Annotated in this window: 21 protein-coding genes and 1 other annotated feature; of the genes, 2 read left to right on the forward strand and 19 right to left on the reverse strand. The window is 35.9% G+C overall.

The annotated features are described in order from the left end of the window. Nucleotides 1-246: 246 nt before the first annotated feature. On the forward strand, nt 247-2,175 hold the full coding sequence (locus tag J4O15_RS11410; RefSeq protein ID WP_208100868.1) for an ABC-F family ATP-binding cassette domain-containing protein: 1,929 nt from the start codon (nt 247-249) through the stop codon (nt 2,173-2,175). Between the two features lies 1 nt (nt 2,176). After that, nucleotides 2,177-2,389, forward strand: a complete 213-nt coding sequence (locus tag J4O15_RS11415; RefSeq protein WP_009218703.1) for a hypothetical protein — start codon at nt 2,177-2,179, stop codon at nt 2,387-2,389. A gap of 96 nt (nt 2,390-2,485) precedes the next feature. Here J4O15_RS11415 and topA read toward each other — a convergent pair whose 3' ends face one another. From topA to mgtE, 19 genes are all read right to left on the reverse strand, one after another. Continuing rightward, on the reverse strand, nt 2,486-4,561 hold the full coding sequence (topA, locus tag J4O15_RS11420) for a type I DNA topoisomerase (RefSeq protein ID WP_009218704.1): 2,076 nt from the start codon (nt 4,559-4,561) through the stop codon (nt 2,486-2,488). A gap of 12 nt (nt 4,562-4,573) precedes the next feature. After that, nucleotides 4,574-5,689 (reverse strand): DNA-processing protein DprA, encoded by a 1,116-nt coding sequence (gene dprA, locus J4O15_RS11425; RefSeq protein WP_009218705.1) that lies wholly within the window; start codon nt 5,687-5,689, stop codon nt 4,574-4,576. A gap of 10 nt (nt 5,690-5,699) precedes the next feature. Then, on the reverse strand, nt 5,700-7,214 hold the full coding sequence (locus J4O15_RS11430) for a YifB family Mg chelatase-like AAA ATPase (RefSeq protein ID WP_009218706.1): 1,515 nt from the start codon (nt 7,212-7,214) through the stop codon (nt 5,700-5,702). A gap of 54 nt (nt 7,215-7,268) precedes the next feature. Continuing rightward, on the reverse strand, nt 7,269-8,336 hold the full coding sequence (gene galE, locus J4O15_RS11435) for a UDP-glucose 4-epimerase GalE (protein WP_208100869.1): 1,068 nt from the start codon (nt 8,334-8,336) through the stop codon (nt 7,269-7,271). Between the two features lie 110 nt (nt 8,337-8,446). Then, nucleotides 8,447-9,805 carry an ABC transporter permease gene (locus J4O15_RS11440; RefSeq protein ID WP_009218708.1) on the reverse strand — a complete coding sequence of 453 codons (1,359 nt, stop codon included), beginning with the start codon at nt 9,803-9,805 and terminating at the stop codon, nt 8,447-8,449. Further along, nucleotides 9,806-11,545 carry a COG1361 S-layer family protein gene (locus J4O15_RS11445; protein WP_009218709.1) on the reverse strand — a complete coding sequence of 580 codons (1,740 nt, stop codon included), beginning with the start codon at nt 11,543-11,545 and terminating at the stop codon, nt 9,806-9,808. It lies immediately after the preceding gene. Between the two features lie 4 nt (nt 11,546-11,549). Then, nucleotides 11,550-12,224 carry an ABC transporter ATP-binding protein gene (locus J4O15_RS11450; protein WP_009218710.1) on the reverse strand — a complete coding sequence of 225 codons (675 nt, stop codon included), beginning with the start codon at nt 12,222-12,224 and terminating at the stop codon, nt 11,550-11,552. Nucleotides 12,225-12,372: 148 nt separating this feature from the next. After that, nucleotides 12,373-14,862 carry an ATP-dependent Clp protease ATP-binding subunit gene (locus J4O15_RS11455; RefSeq protein ID WP_009218711.1) on the reverse strand — a complete coding sequence of 830 codons (2,490 nt, stop codon included), beginning with the start codon at nt 14,860-14,862 and terminating at the stop codon, nt 12,373-12,375. 12 nt (nt 14,863-14,874) lie between these two features. Continuing rightward, nucleotides 14,875-15,906 (reverse strand): ATP--guanido phosphotransferase, encoded by a 1,032-nt coding sequence (locus tag J4O15_RS11460; RefSeq protein WP_009218712.1) that lies wholly within the window; start codon nt 15,904-15,906, stop codon nt 14,875-14,877. Further along, nucleotides 15,896-16,462, reverse strand: coding sequence for a UvrB/UvrC motif-containing protein (locus J4O15_RS11465; protein ID WP_009218713.1), 567 nt, complete (start codon nt 16,460-16,462; stop codon nt 15,896-15,898). The genes J4O15_RS11460 and J4O15_RS11465 overlap by 11 nt, the downstream gene beginning before the upstream one ends. A gap of 26 nt (nt 16,463-16,488) precedes the next feature. Beyond that, nucleotides 16,489-16,860 carry a GntR family transcriptional regulator gene (locus J4O15_RS11470; RefSeq protein ID WP_009218714.1) on the reverse strand — a complete coding sequence of 124 codons (372 nt, stop codon included), beginning with the start codon at nt 16,858-16,860 and terminating at the stop codon, nt 16,489-16,491. A gap of 525 nt (nt 16,861-17,385) precedes the next feature. Next, on the reverse strand, nt 17,386-17,817 hold the full coding sequence (locus J4O15_RS11475; protein ID WP_009218715.1) for an HIT family protein: 432 nt from the start codon (nt 17,815-17,817) through the stop codon (nt 17,386-17,388). 21 nt (nt 17,818-17,838) lie between these two features. Continuing rightward, a complete protein-coding gene (locus J4O15_RS11480; RefSeq protein ID WP_009218716.1) occupies nt 17,839-19,137 on the reverse strand; it encodes a dihydroorotase in 1,299 nt (432 codons plus the stop codon). Nucleotides 19,138-19,298: 161 nt separating this feature from the next. Continuing rightward, the gene (rplL, locus tag J4O15_RS11485) at nt 19,299-19,673 is read right to left on the reverse strand and encodes a 50S ribosomal protein L7/L12 (RefSeq protein WP_009218717.1); all 375 of its coding nucleotides are present in this window, start codon (nt 19,671-19,673) and stop codon (nt 19,299-19,301) included. Between the two features lie 27 nt (nt 19,674-19,700). Then, the gene (gene rplJ, locus J4O15_RS11490; RefSeq protein WP_208100870.1) at nt 19,701-20,189 is read right to left on the reverse strand and encodes a 50S ribosomal protein L10; all 489 of its coding nucleotides are present in this window, start codon (nt 20,187-20,189) and stop codon (nt 19,701-19,703) included. Nucleotides 20,190-20,239: 50 nt separating this feature from the next. Next, nucleotides 20,240-20,369, reverse strand: a sequence feature (ribosomal protein L10 leader region). Between the two features lie 36 nt (nt 20,370-20,405). After that, entirely contained in the window at nt 20,406-21,671 is a 1,266-nt protein-coding gene (locus J4O15_RS11495) for a sensor histidine kinase (RefSeq protein WP_208100871.1), read from the reverse strand. Nucleotide 21,672: 1 nt separating this feature from the next. Continuing rightward, the gene (locus J4O15_RS11500; RefSeq protein ID WP_208100872.1) at nt 21,673-22,344 is read right to left on the reverse strand and encodes a response regulator transcription factor; all 672 of its coding nucleotides are present in this window, start codon (nt 22,342-22,344) and stop codon (nt 21,673-21,675) included. Beyond that, complete coding sequence (locus tag J4O15_RS11505; protein ID WP_009218721.1) at nt 22,325-22,957, reverse strand: GTP pyrophosphokinase; 633 nt, start codon at nt 22,955-22,957, stop codon at nt 22,325-22,327. Before J4O15_RS11505 ends, J4O15_RS11500 begins: the two co-directional genes overlap by 20 nt. 108 nt (nt 22,958-23,065) lie before the next feature. Further along, the gene (mgtE, locus tag J4O15_RS11510; RefSeq protein ID WP_009218722.1) at nt 23,066-24,415 is read right to left on the reverse strand and encodes a magnesium transporter; all 1,350 of its coding nucleotides are present in this window, start codon (nt 24,413-24,415) and stop codon (nt 23,066-23,068) included. Nucleotides 24,416-24,436: the final 21 nt, after the last annotated feature.

Consider the following 24,436-nt stretch of genomic DNA (forward strand, 5'->3'; position numbering starts at 1 on the left):
CTCAAAAGCATCTGTTTAATCCTTCCTAAATATGCTTAGCAATTCCATTTGTTAAGAATTCTACAATTAGTATATTATCTATTAATATAAATGTCAATACAGATATATATAGTAATATTTTTATATTTTACTCTTCACTTGAGTTATTATATTCTTAATACACATAATGTTTTGTTCCATTTTCCTTGCATTCAAATACATATTTAAGCTATACTAATGTGGATTATAAGACTAAGGAGGCAAATTTTGATTTTAACTGCCACAAATATCTCAAAGTCTTTTGGAAGCAATGAGATAATAAAAGATGCAAACTTTTTAGTCAATGAACATGAAAAAGTTGCTATAGTTGGTGTAAACGGTGCCGGTAAAACCACTCTTTTAAAAATACTTATCGGTGAAGAACATGCCGATAGCGGTAATGTTATACCGGCAAAGGATGCAAAGCTTGGGTATTTACGCCAAATAAATAATGTTGATTCAAAACTAAGTATAATTGATGAATTATACACCGTAATAGAGCATATATTAAGCATGGAAAAAAGAATGCTTGATATGCAGGAGCAGATGCAGCATCTTAGCGGTGAGGCTTTGGAAGAATTATATTCCTCATATACCGCTCTTACACATAATTATGAGCTTATGGACGGATATGCCGCAAAAAGCAAGGTTACGGGTATTTTAAAAGGCTTGGGATTTAATGAAAATGAATTTGACAGAAAAATAAATACTCTCTCGGGTGGTCAAAAGACCAGAGTGTTCCTTGCCAAACTATTACTTGAAGAGCCGGATATTATTTTACTTGACGAGCCTACAAACCACCTGGATTTAAGAAGTATAGAATGGCTTGAGTCCTATCTTTTAAACTATAAGGGTGCGGTAATAATAGTATCTCATGACAGATATTTTCTTGATAAAATAGTAAGTAAGGTCATAGATATAGAAAACAGTGTCGTAACTATGTATAGCGGCAATTATTCCGACTTTTCAGCTAAAAAACAAATGTTGATTGATGCAAAAATGAAGGAGTATTTAAATCAACAGCAGGAAATAAGGCACCAAGAGGCTGTTATCAGTAAGTTAAAGCAATTTAACAGAGAAAAGTCAATAAAAAGAGCTGAAAGCCGTCAAAAACAGCTTGAGAAAATAGAAAGAGTTGAAGCTCCGCAAACTCATATAGAAAATATGCGACTTTCTTTAGATATTTCAAAGGAAAGCGGTAAGGATGTGCTCTCTGTAAACAATCTCTCAAAAAGTTTTGATGAAAAACATCTTTTTTCAAATATAAACTTTGAAATAAAAAGAGGCGAAAGGGTGGCTATAATAGGTGATAACGGAACAGGTAAAACCACTCTTTTAAAAATAATAAACGGTCTTCTATCTCCTGACAGCGGTGAGGTGATTTACGGTTCCAATGTGGTTATAGCATATTATGACCAGGAACATCAGGTACTTCATATGGATAAAACTCTTTTTGACGAGATTTCCGATACCTATCCTGAGATGACCAATACTCAAATTAGAAATATTCTTGCGGCTTTTCTTTTTACAGGTGAGGATGTATATAAGAAAATCGGAGATTTATCCGGTGGTGAAAGAGGTAGAGTATCTTTAGTAAAACTTATGCTCTCAAAGGCAAATTTCCTACTTCTTGACGAGCCTACAAACCATCTTGATATACTCAGCAAGGATGTGCTTGAAAGTGCTTTAAACAGTTTTCCGGGTACTATATGCTATGTCTCACATGACAGATATTTTATCAATAAGACTGCTACAAGGATTCTTGACCTTACAGGAAACAGATTGTTAAATTATATAGGCAATTATGATTATTATATTGAAAAAAGAGAGGCTGTGGAAGGCGCTGCAAATCTTATCTCAAATGAATCAAAAGAAAAGTCTGTAGAAATCTCAGATTCCAAGCAGGAATGGATTGAAAATAAGACTGCACAGGCTCAAAAGAAAAAGCTCTCCAATGCCTTAAATAAATGTGAGAAAGAAATAGAAAAGCTTGAAGAAAAGCTTGGGCTTATTGATGAGGAGTTTTCAAACCCTGAGATTTCATCAAATGTAGGCAAGCTTATGGAACTTCAAAAAGAAAAAAGCTCTTTGGAGGAAAAACTTGAAAAACTTATGAATGAGTGGGAAGAACTTACCTTAAGTCTGGAGGAAAATTGATATGAAAATGAAAAGGCTTTTCGCTATTATAATTTTAATTATACTTATATTCAGTTTGACTGCCACAATTTTTGTAGCAATATTTTCATCTGACACAAGGCTCTTATTTACATTATTATTCATAGATATTGTAATGCCGGTAATTATATATGCATATCTTGTTATAACAAAACAGATAAAAAATCTTGATAAAAAAGAGGATGATAAAGAATAATAACTCTGCCGGTGGTAACAGTTTAAAGGGAGTGTATGGCTCAATTAAAGTCATACACTCCCTGAATTTTTGTTTATATAAAAGAAGGCTTTAGTTTTATTCTTCCTTAGGCTTATTCTCGGAATAGCCACATTCCTCATTCATGCAAAGAAGCTTATTTCCCTTCTCCACCATATATGAGCCGCATTTTGGACAGGCAATAGATGAAGGTTTATTCCATGACATAAACTCACATTCGGGTGCATTGCTGCAACCATAGTATATTCTACCCTTCTTGGTCTTTTTTATGACCACCTCTCCATCACATTTCGGGCATTTTACTCCTATCTTTTCAAGATAAGGCTTGGTATTTTTACAGTCGGGGAATCCGGGACATGCCAGGAATTTTCCATGCGGTCCGTATTTTATAACCATATTCTTACCGCAGTTTTCACAAATTACATCAGTCACTTCATCCGCTATCTTTACATTTTCAAGCTCCTTTGAAGCCTGGTCTACAGCTGATTCAAGATCAGGATAAAAGTTTGATACCACAGTTTTCCAGTTTACACTGCCATCTCCTACCGAATCCAGAAGCTGTTCAAGATTTGCGGTAAACTCCTTATCTACAATGCTTCCAAAATAGTTTACCATCATTGAGTTTACTATCTGTCCAAGCTCTGTAACATAGAGATTTTTTTGCTCCTTTACAACATAATGTCTTGCCAAAATTGTTGTAATAGTGGGGGCATAGGTAGACGGACGACCGATTCCCTGCTCTTCAAGTGCTTTTACCAGACTTGCCTCTGTAAAATGTGCCGGTGGCTGTGTGAAATGCTGTACATCCAAAAGCTTTTCAAGTTTCAGCTCATCTCCCACCTTAAGCTTACCTATAATAGTATCCGAACTTACCTTTTCTTCATCATCGGTATAAACATTCATAAATCCGTCAAACACTATCTTTGAACCTGACATAGTAAAGGTATAATCCCCTGCACTAAGTTTTACCGATGTTGTCTTATATTTTGCATTCTCCATTCTGCTGGCAACAAATCTTTTCCAGATAAGCTGATACAGTCTGAACAATTCTCTTGGCAAAGATTCTTTAACCATTGCAGGAGTCAGATTCACATCTGTAGGTCTGATAGCCTCATGTGCATCCTGAACATTATTATTATTGGTTTTTGTAACAACATTTTTTGAAACGTATTCCGGTCCATAGCTCTTACCTACAAACTCCCTTGCAGCCGCATCCGCCTCCGCAGCTATTCTTGTAGAGTCGGTACGAAGATATGTAATAAGTGCAATGGTTCCCTTTCCTTTGATATCCACACCCTCATATAACTGCTGCGCAAGTCTCATGGTTTTTTGTGTGGAGTAATTAAGCTTTTTGCTTGCCTCCTGCTGTAAAGTGGATGTGGTGAAAGGAATAGGAGCTTTTTTTACTCTCTCTCCCTCATTTATCTCTGAAACAATATAGGATACACCCTTTAATGCCTCTAATATTTTATCCATTTCAGCTTTATTATTTATATTCAGCTTGTTTTTTGTACCGTAAAACTTCGCAGTAACAGCCTTTTTAGAATAGCTTGTCAAAAGCTCGGCTTCAAGTGTCCAGTATTCCTCAGGTATAAAGGCATCTATTTGTGCCTCTCTGTCACAGATCATTCTTAAAGCTACAGACTGTACTCTTCCGGCAGATAATCCACGCTTTACCTTTGCCCAGAGCAGCGGGCTTATCGAATATCCCACCATTCTGTCCAAAACTCTTCTTGCCTGCTGTGCATCCACAAGATTCATATCCAGCTTCCTCGGATGCTTTATAGCATCTTTTATAGCATTTTTTGTAATCTCATTAAAGCTTATACGAAATACTTTCTTTTCGCTGTCATCAAGCTTCAGCGCTTTTGAAAGATGCCAGCTTATAGCCTCACCCTCACGGTCAGGGTCAGTCGCAAGATATATTTTATCAGCTTTTTTTACATCTTTTTTCAGTTTAGCGAGCAACTCGCCCTTTCCCCTTATAGTAATATATTTCGGTTCAAAATCATTTTCAACATCAATACCCATAGTTGATTTGGGTAAATCTCTTACATGTCCGTTTGAAGCCGTTACTTCATAACCTGAACCTAAATATTTTTTAATGGTCTTAACCTTTGCAGGCGACTCCACTATCACTAAACTTCCAGCCATTTTAACCCCTTACTAATTTATTCTCTTACAATAATAATTTGATGATACTTGTACGATAAAACCTTCCAATTCAAGTAATAAAAGTGAGCTTAGCACCTGAGATACATCTAAAGTACTTTCTTTGATTATGTCATCAATATATTTCGGTTTTAAATCAAGGCAACTATAAACCTTTTTATCATTCTTTGCAAGTATATTAGCGTTTTTTTCATTATATACTTGTATTTTCCCATCAATATTAAAGTCAAGAGCCTCTAAAATATCTGTCGGAGAGGATATAATACCCGCACCGTCAGATATAAGTTTATTACAACCAAGACTCATACAATCGGTTATTCTTCCCGGAAGCGCAAATACCTCTCTGCCTTGTTCCAATGCATGAGAAGCGGTTATAAGTGAACCTGATTTAAGTCTTGCCTCTATCACTATTGTAATATCAGCCAAACCTGAAATAATTCGATTCCTGATAGGAAAATTTATTTTTAAAGGATTAGTTCCAAGTGGAAACTCTGATATAACTCCTCCATGCTCACCGATGCATAAATCATTATATAATTTAAAATTGCTCTCAGGATAACATACATTTACTCCCGTGCCAAGTACCGCATAGGTTTTTCCATTGGCAAGTATTGCACCCTCATGTGCCCTTGTATCAACTCCCAGAGCCATACCGCTTATTATATCCACTCCGTTTTTTGCCAGTTCCTGTGCAAGAAATTTCGCCATACCGAGACCGTATTCACTTGCACTTCTGCTACCCACTATTGATACACTCTTTCTTTGTACAGGTACTTTGCCCTTTACAAATATACCGAATGGATAATCTCTGATATTAAGAAGTTTTGACGGATAACTATCTTCAAAGGGAAGTATAAATTTTATATTTCTGTCAGCAAGTGAAAGATATTCTTCATGTAAATTATTTATTATGTTTTTTAATTTTAAGACGGCATGTATTTGTTTTTCTTTTAATTTAAGCCCTGTCTTTAAATCATCAAAACTCATAGTAAAGATATTATAAAGCGGCTTTATCTTCTCATAAATCTCCTTTTTTGAGGCATAACCCAGTTCCGATAATGTAGAAAGAAAAAATAAAGCTTCTTTATCAGTTATTTCAAAAAATTGCATATTTCCTCCTTTACCAGTATTTATCTTCCAAAGAACGGTAAGATATCGCTTCACATATATCATCATGTTCAATATTTATATGCTCATTAAAATCAGCTACTGTTCTTGCTACCTTTAAGATTTTATGCAGCCCTCTAACACTCATTTTTTTCATTTCATACAGATTGGATAAAAAAACATCATCCTCCCTTTTTAAGCGGCAGAATTCATTTATAAATGCCGGCGGTATTTCTGAATTATAAAAAAAGCCGTACTCCTTATATCTTTCAAGCTGAATCTGTCTTACCTTTTCTATATACTCTTTTATTTCTTCGCTGCTTATATTATTAAAATCCCCCTTAAGTTCATCATATCTTATCATTGAAGTCTCCACAGTAATATCGATTCTGTCAAGCAAGGGCTTTGATATCCTTGAAAGATATTTTCTTACCTGTGCCTCATTACAATTACATTTAGTTCTATCCGGATAATACCCACATTTACACGGGTTAGTTGCAGCCACAAGCATAAAATCCGCAGGATAATCAATACTTGCATTTACCCTTGAAATACTTACAGTTTTATTCTCCATAGGCTGTCTTAAAACCTCAATTGTATTTGTCTTAAACTCGGCAAGTTCATCCAAAAATAACACACCCTTATGTGCCAAAGATATCTCTCCGGGCTTTGGAACTCTTCCACCTCCTGATAATGCCTGTGGCGACACTGTATGATGTGGTGCTCTATATGGTCTTATCTTTAATACCGGTTCTTTTGAATTTAACAGTCCGCATACACTGTATATTTTTGAAACTTCAAGTGATTCTTCATCAGTCATATTCGGCATTATACCCGGTATTCTTTGTGCAATCATACTTTTTCCTGTACCTGCCGGACCTATAAATAATATATTATGCCTGCCTGCTACAGCTATTTGTACAGCTCTTTTTAACAGAATCTGACCGTTTACATCTGAGAAATCACTGTATTCTTTTATTGTGGGATTTTGTTTCGGAATATTTTCTGTATATGTTTTTTCACCATTTAGAATTTCTATAAGATCTTTTAGATTTTTTATACCAATATTTTTTATATCTTTTACTATATTTGCCTCAGCAAGATTATCATAGGGAAGAAATATATTTTTAAAGCCCATATCTTTTGCAAATATAACTATTGGAAGTATTCCCTTTATCGGCAATAACTCTCCGCTTAGTGACAGCTCACCTACAAACATTGATTTTCTTAATATATCTGATTTTATAATGCCGAGTGCTTCAAGTATTGATATTGCAATCGGCAAATCATAAGCACAGCCTTCTTTTTTAATTTCTGCAGGGGAAAGATTTATAACGATTTTTCGTGGATAAAAAGAAAAATTAGAATTTTTGATGGCGGTCCTTACTCTGTCTGCCGCTTCTTTTACTTCACCTGATAAAGACCCGATTAGAATAATGCCGGGTAGACCATCTCCGATATCGGTTTCACAACAGACATGAAATGCATTGATGCCTAAAAGACCTGCCGTATGTATTTTACTAAGCATAATCTCCTTTATCAGTGGCTGCCCGAATAAGAGCGAGCAGCCACATATTAATATTTATTTTTTAATAACGGAAGCATCTTTTCTGATAATTATATCAGAATTGTCTTCCTCAAATCCATTCGGATTTGCTTTTTGCCATCTGAATGAATCTCTGCACATATCCTCTATGTTTTTCTCAGCCTTCCAGCCAAGCTCTTTAAATGCGAGGGAAGGATCCGCGTAGCATGCAGGTACATCCCCGGCTCTTCTATCCTTAAATACATAGTTTATCTTTATATCATTTACCTTTTCAAAGGCATTTATAACATCCAGCACACTGTATCCGATACCTGTTCCAAGATTATATATATCCACCTTTCCGGGATCTTTTATAATCTTTTCAAGTGCCTTTACATGTCCCTTTGCAAGGTCCACAACATGGATATAATCTCTTACACAGGTACCGTCTTTTGTATTATAGTCATTTCCAAATACTCCAAGACATACAAGCTTACCTACAGCCACCTGTGTAATATATGGTAGAAGATTGTTTGGAATACCCTTTGGATTCTCACCTATTCTTCCCGACTCATGAGCCCCGATAGGATTAAAATATCTAAGCAGCATTACAGAAAATTTATCATTTGCCGTATGGCAATCTGTAAGTATCTGCTCAAGCATTCCCTTTGTTCTGCCGTATGGATTTGTAATAACTCCAAGAGGTGCATCCTCGGTAATAGGAACAATCTTAGGATCTCCATAAACTGTGGCACTTGATGAAAATACTATCTTATCAACGCCGAATTCTCTCATTACCTCACAGAGAATAAGAGTTCCGGTAATATTATTATGATAGTACTCAAGCGGCTTATAAACCGATTCTCCTACAGCCTTAAGTCCTGCAAAATGTATAACCGCATCTATATCATTTTCTTTAAACACCTTTGTAAGAGCCTTTTGGTTTAATAAATCCACTTCATAAAAACGCAAAGACTTTCCGGTGATCTCTTCAACTCTTTTCAAGGATTCCCTTGAGGAATTTACCAGATTATCCACTACAACAACTTCATATCCTGCATCCAATAATTCAACACAGGTGTGACTTCCAATATAACCGGCACCACCGGTAACTAAAATTGCCATAAGCCCTCCAATAACAGTTCATATATAATAGTCAAAAACTGTTGTAAACATATTGATTATTTAAATTTTATAATAAAATATATATTAAATCAACAATAGTTTTATTATATTTAATCATTTCTAAGTGCTGTAAGAGGACTGAGCTTCATAGCCCTAAGAGAAGGGAAAAATCCCGCTACCATACCTATAACAATTGCAAAAATAATTGCCGATATTACAAGCCATGGAGGTATTCTGGAAATATTTCCATCCACTTCCGCTACAACCGATGCTACTCCAAGAGCATTAATTATCATTGATACAATAAAACTGAAAATCACACCGGTGACTCCGCCGATAAGCCCGATAGCACCTGATTCTATAAGAAACATATCCCTGATACGGTTCATATCACAGCCTAAAACCTTCATGATACCTATTTCCTTGGTTCTTTCATAAATACTCATCATCATAGTATTTGCAATACCTATGGAAGCAACAAAAAGCGATACAGCGCCTATACCTCCAAGCACCATTTGAATCATATTGGTGGATGCCTTATTTTGCTCAATCCATTGCATTTGTGACTCAGCCTGATAGCCCATATCACTGATTTGCTTTTGTACTGTAATTACATTTTTCATATCATCCACATATACTTTTGCCGAATCATAGACCAAATATTTTAAAGGCTTACCTTTTTTTGTTGTAGGCTGACCGGGGATTGCCTTATGCTTATAGATTTTCTTTAGCATTACCTTCAGGGCATCAATATTACAATAGATGCCGAAACTGTAATTATTATAATTATTATAATCATCCATGGTAGTTCCCCCCTTTACCACTCCTGCAGTATCAATAATATATTTCTTAGGAGGCTTGGGGGCATTTTCTCCGCCAAATATAGATTTCTCATAAGTTTCCGTATCGAAAATCACAAACATAGGCTTATAGTAATCTACATTTGCAAGCTTATTTGACTCATAATATGATTCATTAGGCTTTTTGGGGTTATAAAAATCCTTTATAACAAAATTTCCATATATAAGTTCAAGTGTTTTTTTATCTGTCGGAAGATGTCCGCTTGCAAGCTCTATCTCCTTCATATAATCCTCTCCGACTCCGGTTATCTGGGCATTTTGCATATATGGTCCCTGCATTATAATAACCGATGTGGTAAGTACCGGGGATACACCGTCTACATGTGCAATATTTGCAAATATATCAAGAGTATCATCTTTTATATACAATGGTTCGCTTTTTTTTGAAGGATCATTTTGTCTGTTAAACGGTACTGTAACATCTATTGCCTTTAATGATCCGTACTTAGCCATACTCTCACGGTTTAATTCATCAAGCCCTATCCCCAGTGAAAGCATGGTAACCACGGAAGCCGTACCTATCAGTACACCAAGTACTGTAAGTACTGTCCTTAACTTTCTTCTCTTTAGATTTGAAATACTTAATTTAAGTAAATCAAGTAGTTTCATTTACATTTGCTCCTTTTTACCTTTTCTCTTCAACACTATAACAGTTGCTACAATGATAATTATAATTATTCCGCCGATAATAAACGGTAAAGGATTAAATCTTGAAACAGGCTCATCCGGAATTTCTGGATCGATTATATCTAAATCTGACGGTAATTCCTCATTTACATTTAATATAAATTCTCTGGTCTCCTCCTTTACATTTCCGTTTTCATCCTCATAGCTGATTGTAAGATGTATCTTTCCGTCATCCGCTGTTGTTGCTTTTCCGGTAAGATTTACATCCACATTTCCTGTTTCTCCGGGCTTTATATTTCCTACATATGCCTCATTTTCTTTTATAGAATCCGCTTTGAATTTAGCCATAAGATTATAAAGTATAACTTTTCCGGTATTATTTATCTGGAATGTAACATTTGCATCATCACCCACACCGATAGTTTCCGGATTTATCTCAAAACTTCCTATATTCATTCTTGCTATCTGCTTTACCGGGATATCCACAGTCACCTTATCTGTAGCATTCTTAAACTCGGGTGAATCATACTGCTCATTTATAGTGATGGTATATGACCTCTGGTCAACACCGGCTCTTGCACTCATTTTAAGCCTAAGTTCCGTAGTTTGGTTTGCAGGCAAAGAATTGACCGCATGTGAGCTTGAACCCTCCAGTATACTGAATACCGCACTTTCACTTGCTTTTTCAGACTCAAGGGTAAACAAAATATTACTTGCGGGTACACTTGCGGAAGCATTTTTCATAACCAAAATCAGTTCAAAATTCTCTCCGGCATATACCTCCTCAGGAATAGTTTTATAGCTGTCCACCACAATTCTTGCCTTTGTTCTGTCATTTGGATTAAATTCTCCCGGAGAAGAGGTGGTTTCATCCTTTTCTTTATTTTTTACATGTACAAAGAACTGTTCTTCTGCCTTTTTTATAGCTCCTTCCGTACTGTCACGATATGTTATTTCAAGTTTTATAGGATAATATCCGGTATAGGTGTTTTTTTGTATGGCAAAGCTGTAATCAAGGCTTGTCATACCACCACTTTCAATCTTGTCAAAATGCCTGTCATAATTGGCATCGTTTATTTCAAAGGGGAAAACGGTACTGTCCTTATCCATTACCATATGTGCGGTCACATCAAATGCTGTAAGCTTTCCTGTGTTTGCCATATTTAAGCTGAAATTTAAAACATCCGGATATGCACCTCTCGGTGTTGACTGCCCCTCTCCTATAGTAAATTCCACATCCTTTACCACCTCAGCTTCACTGCTCTCAGTGGTACTTGATTTTTGGATATATACATTTATATATTCCTGTACTCCCTTGCCTCCATTTTGTTCATCAGCCAAATATACCGCAATGCCATAATAACCTTCAGGTATATCTCTTCTTACTCTTGCCGAAATAGTGACACTCTTTTTCTTGCCCTTTGTTATCTTACCTATATGTTTTCTGTCCGTAGTTTCTGAGGTAAGTTCAAAAGGAAATTCTATATTTTCGTCTTCTTCATCATCATAGGCAATACCTGCCCATGCATCAGCATAATCTGAACCTGTTTCCACATAGAATGTAACATTCATTATTTTACCTGTTTTACCTACAGGCACTTTGTCCTGATGAAAAACATTATTGCTCTCGATATTTCTTAATTTGGCAAAGGATTGCATTGGTAAAATAATTGCCATAATAAGAATCATCATCAGTCCCCAAATTTTCTTTACCATTTTCATCCCGCTATACCGCCTTTCCATCTACGATTTTAATTTGTCTGTCTGCCACCTTGGCTATATCAACATCATGAGTTACCATAATCAGAGTCTGATCTTCCTCTTTTACAATCTGCTTCATAAGTTCCAAAACTTCAGCAGTAGTCTTTGTATCAAGATTTCCTGTGGGCTCATCTGCAAAAATTATCTTCGGCTGCATGGCGAGTGCTCTGGCAATACCCACTCTTTGTTGCTGTCCTCCGCTCATTGCATTACCGTTTTGATACATCTGTTTTTCAAGTCCTACCAAGGTCAGATATTGCTTGGCTATTTCTATTCTTTTTTTATTGTCCATCCCTCTAAATACCAGCGGCAATGCCACATTGTCAAGAGCATTCATAGTGGGCAAAAGATTATAGGACTGGAAAATAAATCCGACATTATTTCTTCTAAAAGCAACCAGCTGATTTTCCTTAAGTTTTTCCAGATGTGTTCCGCCTATTATTATTTCCCCCTTTGTAGGCTTTTCAAGCCCCGCAAGCATATTTAAAAGCGTAGATTTTCCGGAACCTGACGGACCGACTATTGCCACGAACTCTCCCTTGTTTATTGTAAAGTCTAAACCGTCCAAAGCATGTACTATATTCTCACCTGCTTTATAGAATTTATACAGTCCCTTAACCTCTATTATTGTCTTATTCATATATTCACCTTCAAGAAATACAATAAACTTATATATCCTATATCATAGCATATATTTGGGATATTTATATTTATATTTTTGAATTTTTATATTTTATTTTAAAAAACCGGCTGATATATGCTTTGCAAATATCAACCGGTTAAAATAGTTACTGTGTTATAAGTTCTTTAGTTTTGGTTTTCTTTACTACAGGTTTAAAGATAAGTTCTCTTTCTTTATCCTCACCCTTACAATCCACCTTTAGGCTGTCACCCTGCTTTACATTTCCTGCAAGTATCTCTTCAGCCATCTTATCCTCTATCTCATTTTGCAGAGCTCTCTTTAAAGGTCTGGCACCGTACTTTTTATCATAGCCCTTATCAATAAGGAACTCTTTGGCTTTTTCTGTAAGCTTTAAGCTCATCTGCATTTGTTCCAGAAGTCTGTTATTGATTTCCTTAAGCAATATATCAAGAATTTCCTTAAGATTTTCACGAGTAAGCTGGTGGAATACTATGGTCTCGTCAATTCTGTTTAAAAACTCAGGTTTAAACATCTGTTTAACTTCATCCATAACATTGGTCTTCATAACCGAATAGTCCTTTTCATTATCGGAGTTTGAAGCAAATCCAAGCTGCTTAGGTTCAACTATTCTCTGTGCTCCGGCATTTGAAGTAAGGATAATTACGGTGTTTTTAAAATCAACCGTTCTACCGCTTGAATCAGTGATATGCCCGTCATCAAGTACCTGTAAAAGGATATTAAATACATCAGGATGTGCCTTTTCAATCTCATCAAAAAGTATCACGGAATAAGGGTTTCTTCTGACCTTTTCAGAAAGCTGTCCACCCTCATCATATCCTACATATCCCGGAGGTGAGCCGACCATCTTGGAAACAGAATGTTTCTCCATATATTCACTCATATCAACACGAATAAGAGCATTTTCAGAGCCGAACATACTATAGGCAAGTGCCTTTGAAAGTTCAGTCTTACCTACACCTGTAGGTCCCAAGAATAAGAATGAGCCAATAGGTCTTTTAGGATCTTTAAGTCCGACTCTACCTCTTCTTATAGCTCTTGCAACGGCATTTACAGCCTCTTCCTGCCCTACAACTCTCTCATGTAATACCTTTTCAAGATTATTCAGTCTTTGAGAGTCATTTTCGGTAATCTTTTTTACAGGAATCTTTGTCCAAAGAGCAACAACATCCGCTATCTCATCTTCATCCACGATAAGTTTTTTATTCTTCTTATCCTCAATCCATTTTTCACGCAGTTTATTTTGTTTTTCTCTGAGTTTTTCCTGCTTTTCCTTTATCTCACCTGCTTTTTCAAATTCTTCAGCGCCTACCGCATCTTCTTTTTCTTTTTCCATTTTTTCTATTTCAGCCTTGATTTCCTTAATCTTTTCAGGCTCCATATAATTGCTTATCCTTGTTTTTGAAGCAGCCTCATCCACAAGGTCGATAGCCTTATCAGGTAAAAATCTGTCTGAAATATATCTTTTTGAAAGCTTAACCGCACTCTCTATAGCCCTGTCGGTAATAGATACAGCATGATGCTCCTCATACTTATGCTTAAGTCCCATAAGTATCTTTGTAGCATCCTCTAAAGAAGGCTCTTCCACTATTATAGGCTGGAATCTTCTCTCAAGTGCCGAATCCTTTTCTATATGCTTTCTGTATTCATCTATGGTAGTTGCACCTATAAGCTGCAACTCTCCTCTTGCAAGCAAAGGTTTTAATATATTTGATGCATCTACAGCACCCTCGGCACCGCCTGCACCGATGATTGTATGGAGTTCATCCAGGAAAAGTAATACATTTCCGGCACTTACCACCTCATTTATTACTTTTTTGATTCTTTCTTCAAACTCTCCACGGTATTTTGAACCTGCAATCATTGCAGGAAGGTCAAGAGTCACCAGTCTTTTATCAAGTAATGTATCCGGAACCTCCTTTGAAATAATACGAGAAGCGAGTCCCTCAACTACTGCGGTTTTTCCGACTCCCGGTTCTCCTATAAGTACAGGATTGTTCTTGGTTCTTCTTGATAAAATCTGCATAACCCTATTGGTTTCATTATCCCTGCCTATAACAGGATCCAGTTTACCTATTCTTGCAAATTCTGTTAAATCTCTGGAATACTTATCAAGTGTAGGAGTGGATAAAGAGGCGGATTTATTGCTTGTCTTTTCATAGTTTTCCTTTCTCTCGGTTTCCTCTCCCATTGCGGATAAGATTTCCATATATATTCTTTGAATATTTATATTCATGGTCAAAAGAAGCTTATGTGCAATGCATGCACTGTCCTTTATTATAGCTATAAGTATATGCTCCGTACCTATAAGAGCGGACTTATATCTTGTAGCCTCCCTATAGGCGTTTTGAAGCACACCTATTGCAAGAGGAGAATAATTTTGCTTACTCTCTATTGCCACATTATAATTTGATACTATAAGCTGATCTATTAAATTTAAGATTTTCTCTTCCGTTATTCCGTTATTTTCAAGTATTTTTGCGGCAACACCGCTTCCCTCCTGAACAAGTCCAAGAAGGAGATGTTCAGTGCCGACATAGTTTTGCGATAATTCTTTAGCAGCCATCTCGGCATACTTAATAGCTTCTTTTGCCTGGGATGTATATCTTTCAGCCATTCGTTTTCCTTTCTATTGTAATTCCCCTATATTTTCCCTTATGTACTCCGCTCTTATTTCGTCTATCTCATCTTCATTTAGCGGTCTTCCCGTCATTTTTAAAAGATTTGATGCCTGTGAGCCTATCATCAGCGAATATAATTTATTCTGATTAGTCAGTTTTATAAGTCCGTCAGCACTTCCCATCATAAGCGAACTTATAAAGCTCAGTGCATCCTTTAAGGATAATTTTCTTGCATATTTTAAAACTCCGAAGGATTTATATGCTTCATCCTGCTTCTCCAATCTTTTTTCGATTAGAAATGATTCTCTGAGTTTCCTCTCATTTGTATTTAACTGATTGGCAACTTTTGTAATTGTATCAATTATCTCCTTCTCGGAAATACCCAGAGTCTTCGGATTACTGATTTCAAACAATGCTCCGAAATTCTCCTTGCCTTCACCATGTAACCCTCTTACAGATACTCCAAACCTCCCCACACCTGATACAAGCTTTGAAAAGCCCTTACTTTGTGTGGATGCCGGCAGATGAAGTATTACGGCTGCACGCATCCCCGTTCCTATATTTGTGGGGTAGGTAGTTAAATATCCGTACTTATCATTAAACGCATAATCAAAATGTCCGTTTATATAGTCATCTATTCTGTTTGCTTTTTCAGATAAATAATACAGTGATATACCTACTGAAAATGTCTGCAAGCGTATATGGTCATCACCATTTATAACTATACTGATATCTTCACTGTCATTTAATATAATACCTGTGGGTGTCTTTTTCTTTGCCAATGTCAGATTCAGTATTTTTCTGTCATACATTGACATCCTTTCTATTTCAGAAACTCTGTCAAGTATATTTGCATTTGTATTGATACCCAAATCGGTAGAAATATTTGATAATTCATTCAATGTATTGTCAATAAGCTTCTTGGCTTCACTGTCGGAGAGCTTATTTGGAAACAATGCATTGTCAAAGTTTCTTGCAAGCCTTATCCTGCTGCATACATAATTATAATCCGTCGTTAAGGATACATTATCATACCACATCTTCATTATCCTCTTTGATAGTCTTTATTCTGTCTCTAAGTAGGGCAGCCTGAACAAAATCTTCTTTCCTGATGGCATCCTCAAGCCTATGCTTAAGGTTCTCAATCTTTTGGTCCTCTTTTGAAAAAATAGTATCAATACTATCTGTGACCAATGATCTTGGGAGCATCTTGTCATTCTTATGATGATTTTTGGGAATCTTACCTATATGTGTATCATTGCCATGAATCTGCTTTATATTATCATTTATAAGTAAATTAAACACTTCAAAGCAGTCCTTGCAACCAAACATGGAATTTTTTATAAAATCATCATAGCTGGTACTGCATGTGGGACATATTATCTGCTTATACTCATTGTTTTCCTTTTCAAATACATCCCCCAATATTCCTGACAATAATTTTGAAAAGCTGAAGTCTTTATCAAATATACTTGAATATTGGTCAAACTCTCTGGCACATACAGTACATAAATGATGTTCATTTTTTTGATCACCATCTATTATCTCAGTGTAAAAGACATTTGCTTCCCTAATTTTACATTTTTCACATAACATCTTTGTTATTATATCTCCTCAAATTCCTATACTTCAAACTCATTATACAGTTCATCTATAAGTTCATGTGCTTCGCTTCTGCTGACACCATTGCATATACCTCTTGCCACTACTACGCCAAACTCTTTTCTCATACTGTTTAATACCCTAAGTTTATCTGCATCTATCTTTATCACTGCGCCTTTTCTTCTGTCAAGCTGTACAAAGCCTTCTCTCTTTAAAGTAGCATAGGCTTTGTTTACGGTATGCATATTGATGCCTATTTCTTCAGCCAACTGTCGTACCGACGGCAACATATCACCTTCATGATATTTATTTGTTGCAATCCCTACGATTATCTGATTGCAAAGCTGTACATATATAGCCTCTTCACTATGAAAATCTATGATTACATCCATACTTACACTCCAAAATAAAAATTTGTCAAATTTATGTTTTTCAAATTCACTTTTAATAAAAAGGTGAATCCTTACTTCAAGCAAGTTATAAATGTTATAGTGGTAGTATAACACAATACCGTTCTAAAAACAATATTTTACACTTTTAGTATACATAATAAAACCATTTTGAATACTAAAAGACTTAAACTGTAAATTTATATTATATTTATTTATCATTATCATTTATTTTATTCATTATCTTTATACTAAAATTTGAATATATGTTTCACTTTTTGCTTTAACAAGTTGAATTGTACAAATAATTTAATATTTAACTTTTATTTATGTAGCTCTTGTTACTTAAAGTTCATGAAATATTAACTTCTTACCTATTGCATATATCGCGGGTTTATGTTATTATATGACTCGTAGTTGAGAGTTTTCTTGCGTTGACCTCTCACTACAAAATGTGCATTATGCACTCCTATATCACTCTAACAGGGAAACAGCAGCCTTTCGGCTGCTGTTTCTCGTTGTATAAATTTATTCTTTAATATTCAATTCTCTCCTAAGAATCTTTGCCATAGCTTCATATTCACTATCCGCCAAATATTTTTTGTCAGGATTCATAGTAAATGTGAATCCCCATTCATCACCACCCTCATATTTTGGAACGAGATGTATATGAAGATGACATCCCGTATCTCCATACATCCCGTAATTTATCTTACTTGGCGAAAAAATTTTATGCAGAGCCTTTGATATACTGTTTACATCAAAGAAAAATTGATTTCTTTCTTCATCGGAAATATCTACAATTTCGCTTACATGGTCCTTGTATGCAAATATAACTCTTCCCATCTTCGTCTGCTCTTTAAAGATATATAAATATCCGCTCTCCATCTTACCGACCGGATATCCGAACTTTAATAACAAATCCCCCTGCATACAATAAGCACAGTTATTATCCTTCATATAATCTCCTTATATCGGAATTTAATCCACATTCTCATAAACAACATTGCCCTGACAAATAGTATATACTATCTTTCCCTGCAATGTAGAGCCAAGCCAGGGTGAATTGCTTGATTTGCTCTCGCTCTTATCATACTTCCATTCTTTATTTATATCAAAAACTACAATATCCGCTATTTCATCCTCTCTTAGAATACCTCTGTCCATATTATAAAGTCTTGCAGGCTGATAGCTCATTCTGTTAATAAGTTCAAGAAGTGATAAATGCCCCGGTTTTACAAGGTTCATATAGCCAAGTGAAAAGCTGGTTTCAAGTCCGATTATACCGCTTGGTGCATCTACAAAATCTTTATTTTTTTCTTCTATACTGTGAGGTGCATGATCTGTAGCAATAATATCAATTGTTCCATCCTTCAAACCCTCAATAATTGCCATCCTGTCAGCCTCTTCTCTTAAAGGCGGATTCATTTTTGCCAATGTTCCGTACTTTATTACATCCTTATCTATAAGTGAGAAATGATGTGGGGTAGCCTCTGCAAATACCCGAAGTCCCGCTTTTTTTGCCTTTCTTACAAGCTCCACACTTTCCTTTGCGCTTATATGTTGAATGCTTATGGTTGCACCGGTTTCTTTGGCAAGCTTGCAATCTCTTGCCACCATGGATATCTCAGCCTGTCTGTCGGATCCGTAAATTTTCATTTCTTCAGATGAAACTCCGTGATTTATACCGTTTTCTTTGATAAACTTCGGATCCTCCTCATGGAATGAAAGCGGCATCTTTATATTTCTTGCAACCTTCATAGCTTCTCTTGCAAGATTCTCATCTAAAAGAGGTCTGCCGTCATCGGTAAATCCTACAGCTCCGGCTTCTCTAAGCTCCTTTAAATCAGCCAGTTCTTCACCCTTCATTCCCTTTGTGATGCAGGCACATGTTTTAACATTGATTGGAGTGTTTCTTCCCTTCTTTAATACCTCAAATACAGTTTCAGCCGTATCAATAGGCGGCTTTGTATTTGCCATTGCTACAATAGTGGTAAATCCTCCCTTGGCTGCAGCTCTCGCTCCGCTTGCTATATCTTCTTTATATTCAAATCCCGGCTCTCTAAGATGCACATGAACATCTACAAATCCAGGAGCCGCACAAAGACCGCTGCAGTCATAGACCTTAAGTCTTTCACCATTCGCCCTTGCCATGAGGGTGGCATCCAAGTACAGGTCTTTATCTATTTTTCTTATTCTTCCCTCAGAAATCAGTATATCTCTTATATCATCAGTCCTTGTACAAGGATCCAATAATCTGACATTTTTTAACATTATCATATAATATATATTCCTTTCCACTATTTATATCGGGCTATATTATATCATATAATATATTTTGTTGGAAATTATATAAGAATATACTCTAAGCTTTTTAGTTTTATAAATTATAAAGGTAAATAAAAAAGCGGCTGCAATGCAACCGCCCAAATTTTATAAAATTACTTAAGAGTAACCTGTGCTCCAACTTCCTCAAGCTGCTTCTTGATAGCCTCAGCCTCATCCTTAGAAACCTCTGCCTTAAGAACCTTAGGAGCTCCGTCAACAAGATCCTTTGCTTCCTTAAGTCCAAGTCCTGTAACCTCACGAACAACCTTGATAACCTTAACCTTCTGGTCACCTGCTGCTGTAAGCTCTACATCAAACTCTGTCTTCTCCTCAGCTGCTGCTGCGCCTGCACCTGCTGCTGCAACTACAACGCCTGCTGCTGCTGATACTCCAAACTCTTCCTCACAAGCCTTTACAAGCTCATTTAATTCAAGAACTGATAATTCCTTAATTGCATCGATAAACTCTGCAGTTGTTAACTTTGCCATTTAATAATCCTCCAATATTTGTTTTATTTACGCTTCCTTGCTCTCAGCAATCTGATTAAGCACACGAGCGAAGTTTGTAATAGGTGACTGAATGCTTCCAAGAAGTCTTCCAATCAACTCGTCTCTTGATGGTATTGTAGCTATAACCTTAATACCGTCCTGATCATATGTTACACCGTCTACAACTCCCGCTTTTAACTCAAGCTTTGGAGCAGTCTTAGAGAAATTGTAAAGTATTCTAGCCGGTGCAGTTGCATCTTCTTTTGAAACTGCAATTGCTGTAGGTCCCTCAAGTGAGCTGTACAATGTCTCAAATGGAGTGCCCTTAGCAGCTATACGAATCATTGTGTTCTTATAAACCTTATAAGTTACACCTGCTTCTCTAAGTTCCTTACGAAGCTTTGTATCCTGTTCAGCAGTAAGACCACGGTAGTCAACGACTACAGCTGCCTGTGCGCCATCTAAAAGCTCGGTAATTTCCTTAACTATAGGCTGTTTTAATTCGATTTTTGCCATTTCTAACCTCCTTTATAGTTTCAGTAAAACCCGTAAAAGCAATAAGTGTAAATCCATACATAAAAACTCCCTGCCGCAAGACAGAGAGTGAGAATACATTAACGTACTTAGTCACTTCCTCGGTAGGCATTGCTTTAAGCCAAAGGCACCTACTGTCTACGGTCGTTTTACCTTGCCTAGGATATCAAAGAACTTAGTAATTGTCAATAGATTATTTTATTTTTCTTCGCTATTTGCCGCTATATTAAAATAGATATTAAAATAAATTATATTATTCTTATACGATATATGAATCTTACCCTTATGTCTGTTTACAATATTTCTTGCAATGGACAGCCCTACACCATATCCTGAAATACTGCTGTTATGTGACTGATCTTCTCTGTAAAACCTTTCAAAAAATTTTGAATAATCTATGTTTTTACCTTCTTTGTATGTATTATATACAACCATCTTAGCCTTTTTAAAGGTCAATCCCTGCTGTGAAAGCCTTACACCTATAGTGCCTCCGTCATCACAGTATTTGTTTGCATTATCTATAAGTATATTTACCAGTTCATATACGGCACTTTCATCTCCTGATATATATATATTGCTTTGAATATTCGATTCAAAATGTTTTCCACCTTTTAGAGCCAGAGATTTAAAAGATTTCGAAGCTTTGTCCACAATATCTGAAAAGTTGATATTAGCAGTAACAACATTTGTCTGCTCTTCAAATCTTGCAAGTACCACAAGCCTGTTTATAAGCTCCGTCAAACGCTGTATCTGCTCTCTGGTGCTCTGAGTCCATTCGTTTTCTCCGTTTATCATTTCTCCAAGATCATTATTTGCAGAGATAATGGCTATGGGAGTCTTTAATTCATGGCTTGCATTTGTTATAAACGCTCTCTGATTTCTATAATTTTCCATGAAAGGCATCATAACCTTACCGGAGAATATAACAAATATTATTATAAAAAATACCAGATTTGAAAAGAAAATAAATACCGAAGTTTCAATCAAATCAGCCCTGTCTTCCGAATATCTTGTGATATCAAGTACTACAATAAGCTTACTGCCGTCACTGTCATTAAAATTAAATTTATATGCAAATTTTTGACCGTCTGTAGTTGCAAAACTTCCATAAGTCTTACCTCCCGAGAGAATCTTTTTTACATAAAAAATCACATCAGTTTCCGATAATGTAGCTATATGCTCGGTGTTCATAGTGATTACCTTATTACTTTCATCCACCTCGGCACTAAAATAGCGGTATTGAAATACAATATCCGGATTTGTTTTCTTACCCAGTATTTTTTCTATTACTTCTTCTTCGGGAAGTACTCCATTATTTTCCGATAATAAATCCAGTATTTTATTTATTCTTTTTTCTGAAGTTGCATATTTTGAAGTATTCAAAACAACTATGACGGAAATGAGCATAAGACATACCGCCACAGTAGCAACTAAAATAAATTGTATACGCAGCTTCCTAAACAAATTACACCTCAACTAATTCGAATTCACAATTCTCTTCTCCCATAATCTCTATATTCGCATTGATTGCCTTTAACTTTTGTTTCAGATAGGATATATATATCCAGACATATCCGGCATCCGAGTCCTCATCCTTTGACCATACATGATTGTAAATATAATCCGTTGAGAGCTTTTTATTCTTATTTAACATAAGAACTTCCATAAGCTTGGTCTCTTTACCTGCCAGAATAATGGAATTCTTGGCTGATAATTCCTGCTCTGCGACATTTAATTTTACACTGCCAAAGGTCAGTATATTCTCATTAAAGTTTTTATCTATTCTTCTTTCCAGTGAACGAATCCTGGCAAGTAACTCACCAAGATCAATAGGCTTTGTAAGATATTCATCCGCACCGAGGTCAAGCCCTTCTATCTTATTATTTAGCTCGCTCATTGCGGTAAGAATAATTATATATGTGCTATTACCCGCATCTCTTATTTTCTTTAACACCTCAAGACCTGTCATCTTAGGCATCATTATATCAAAAATCATCAAATCAAATATTTCACTGCTTGCAAGCTCAAGAGCTCTTTCTCCATCAAACGCCTGCACAACCTCATATCCCTGCATTCTGAATGCAGTAGCATATGCCCTTGATAGACCAACTTCATCTTCAGCTAATAATATTCTCATTGCTATCCGACTCCTCTATTAAATTCCTTATTGTTTGCATATTTAAGTCACAGGATGCCAATTCATCCGCACATCTTTTGAGTTCCTTTGTAATCCTCTCATGATTACTTATATTTTTTTTATACTTCATCTGATGCTCAAGAGATGCCCACGAATCCATGGCAATAGTCCTTAATTGAATCTCAATATAGTACCTTCCCATATCATTGTTTTCACAATCGGGATACTCTGTAATAATCTCAAGTATTATATGATAAGAACGATAACCGTTAGGCTTTACATTAAGTATATAGTCCTTTTCTTCAACCACCTTAATGTTTTTCATCTTTTTAAACATATTTACAAGAGTATATATATCATCAACGAATCCGCATACGATTCTTACACCTATTGCATCTTTTATTTCTTTTAATGCATTGTATGTGGTAGGCTCCAAATCCTTTCTTTCGCATTTTTCTATCATACTCTCATTAGTCTTGATTCTTGATATAAAATGCTCAAAAAGCTTATATCCGGTTTTGTTCTTATGCTCCTCATTGAGTGCATATACATCTTTTGAAAAGCTTTCTAAAATCATTTCAAGATATTTTTCATAGTTGCCATATATATTCATTACTCAAAGTCCTTCTTATCTTTATACAGATATTTTATCATAAATAAGTGTATAAAGAATGAAAAAAGGCTAAACTTTTTAGTGTTTAGCCTAAGAAAAAATTCATAATTATTTGATATGCAAAAGCTCTACCGCAATCTGGAAATAAATAACCAGTGACACCGCATCAACTATAGTAGTAATGAGCGGTGCAGCCATAATAGCCGGATCAAGCTTAAGTCTTTTTGCAAGTATAGGAAGTATTCCACCTATGACCTTGGCCAAAAACACTGTAGCAAACAATGCCAAAACAACTGTAAGCGCTACAAGAGGCTGTCCCGGATACTGAATAACAAGTCTTATAAAGTTTACAAGTCCAAGTATTAAACCTACAACAACGGATACTCTTGCCTCTTTCCATATAACTTTAAATATATCCGAACTTGCTACTTCACCTATCGTCATACCACGGATGATCATAGTAGATGACTGTGAACCTGCATTGCCTCCGGTATCTGTAAGCATAGGAACAAACGAAACGAGCAAAGGCATTACTTTGAATGCATCCTCATATCTTGTAAGTATTCCACCTGTCAGCATTGAACTTATCATAAGCACCAAAAGCCATGTAATTCTGTTCTTTGCAAGCTCCAATACACTTGTTTTTAAGTAAGGCTTCTCAGACGGAAGCATAGCAGCCATCTTCTCAAAGTCCTCTGTGGCCTCTTCTTCCATAACATCCACAGCATCATCAATGGTAACAATACCTACAAGCCTGTTTTCATGGTCAACTACAGGTAATGATAATAAATCGTATTTATTGAATAAATCGGCAATCTCTTCCTTATCATCAGTAGTAACAGCCTTTATGACATTGGTATCCATGATATCTTCGATTTTGACTTCATAGTCATTCATCAAAAGCTCTTTAACAGTTACCACACCCTCAAGCATTCGCTTTGCATCCATTACATAGCAGGTATATATAGTTTCCTTATCATATCCATGCTTTCTGATATAGGCAAATGCCTCTTCTACAGTCATATTTTTCTTTAACCCTATATATTCGGCAGTCATTATAGATCCTGCCGAATTTTCAGGGTATTTCAAAAATTCATTTATCTGTAATCTTGTGCTGGGAGCGGCATTTTGCAAAACCCTTTTTACAACTGTTGCCGGAAGCTCCTCAAGCATATCTACGGCATCATCTACATACAATTCTTCAATTATATATGCCAGCTCTTTATCTGTAATACTGTTAATAATATGACTCTGTGTCTCTATCTCCAAACAGGCAAACACATCACTTGCCAGTTCTTTAGGAAGCATTCTAAATATAATTATTTGCTTTTCAGAATCCAGTTCTTCCAAAAATGAAGCAATATCAAACTCATTCATATCGCAGAGTTCATCTTTTAATTGTCGGAACTGTTTTCTTGATACAAGATCAAATAATACTTCTTTTATGTTCTCTTCCATAGTCCCACCTTTCTCTGCAAA

Source organism: Lachnoanaerobaculum sp. Marseille-Q4761 (assembly GCF_017565785.1).
Taxonomy (GTDB): Bacteria; Bacillota; Clostridia; order Lachnospirales; family Lachnospiraceae; genus Lachnoanaerobaculum.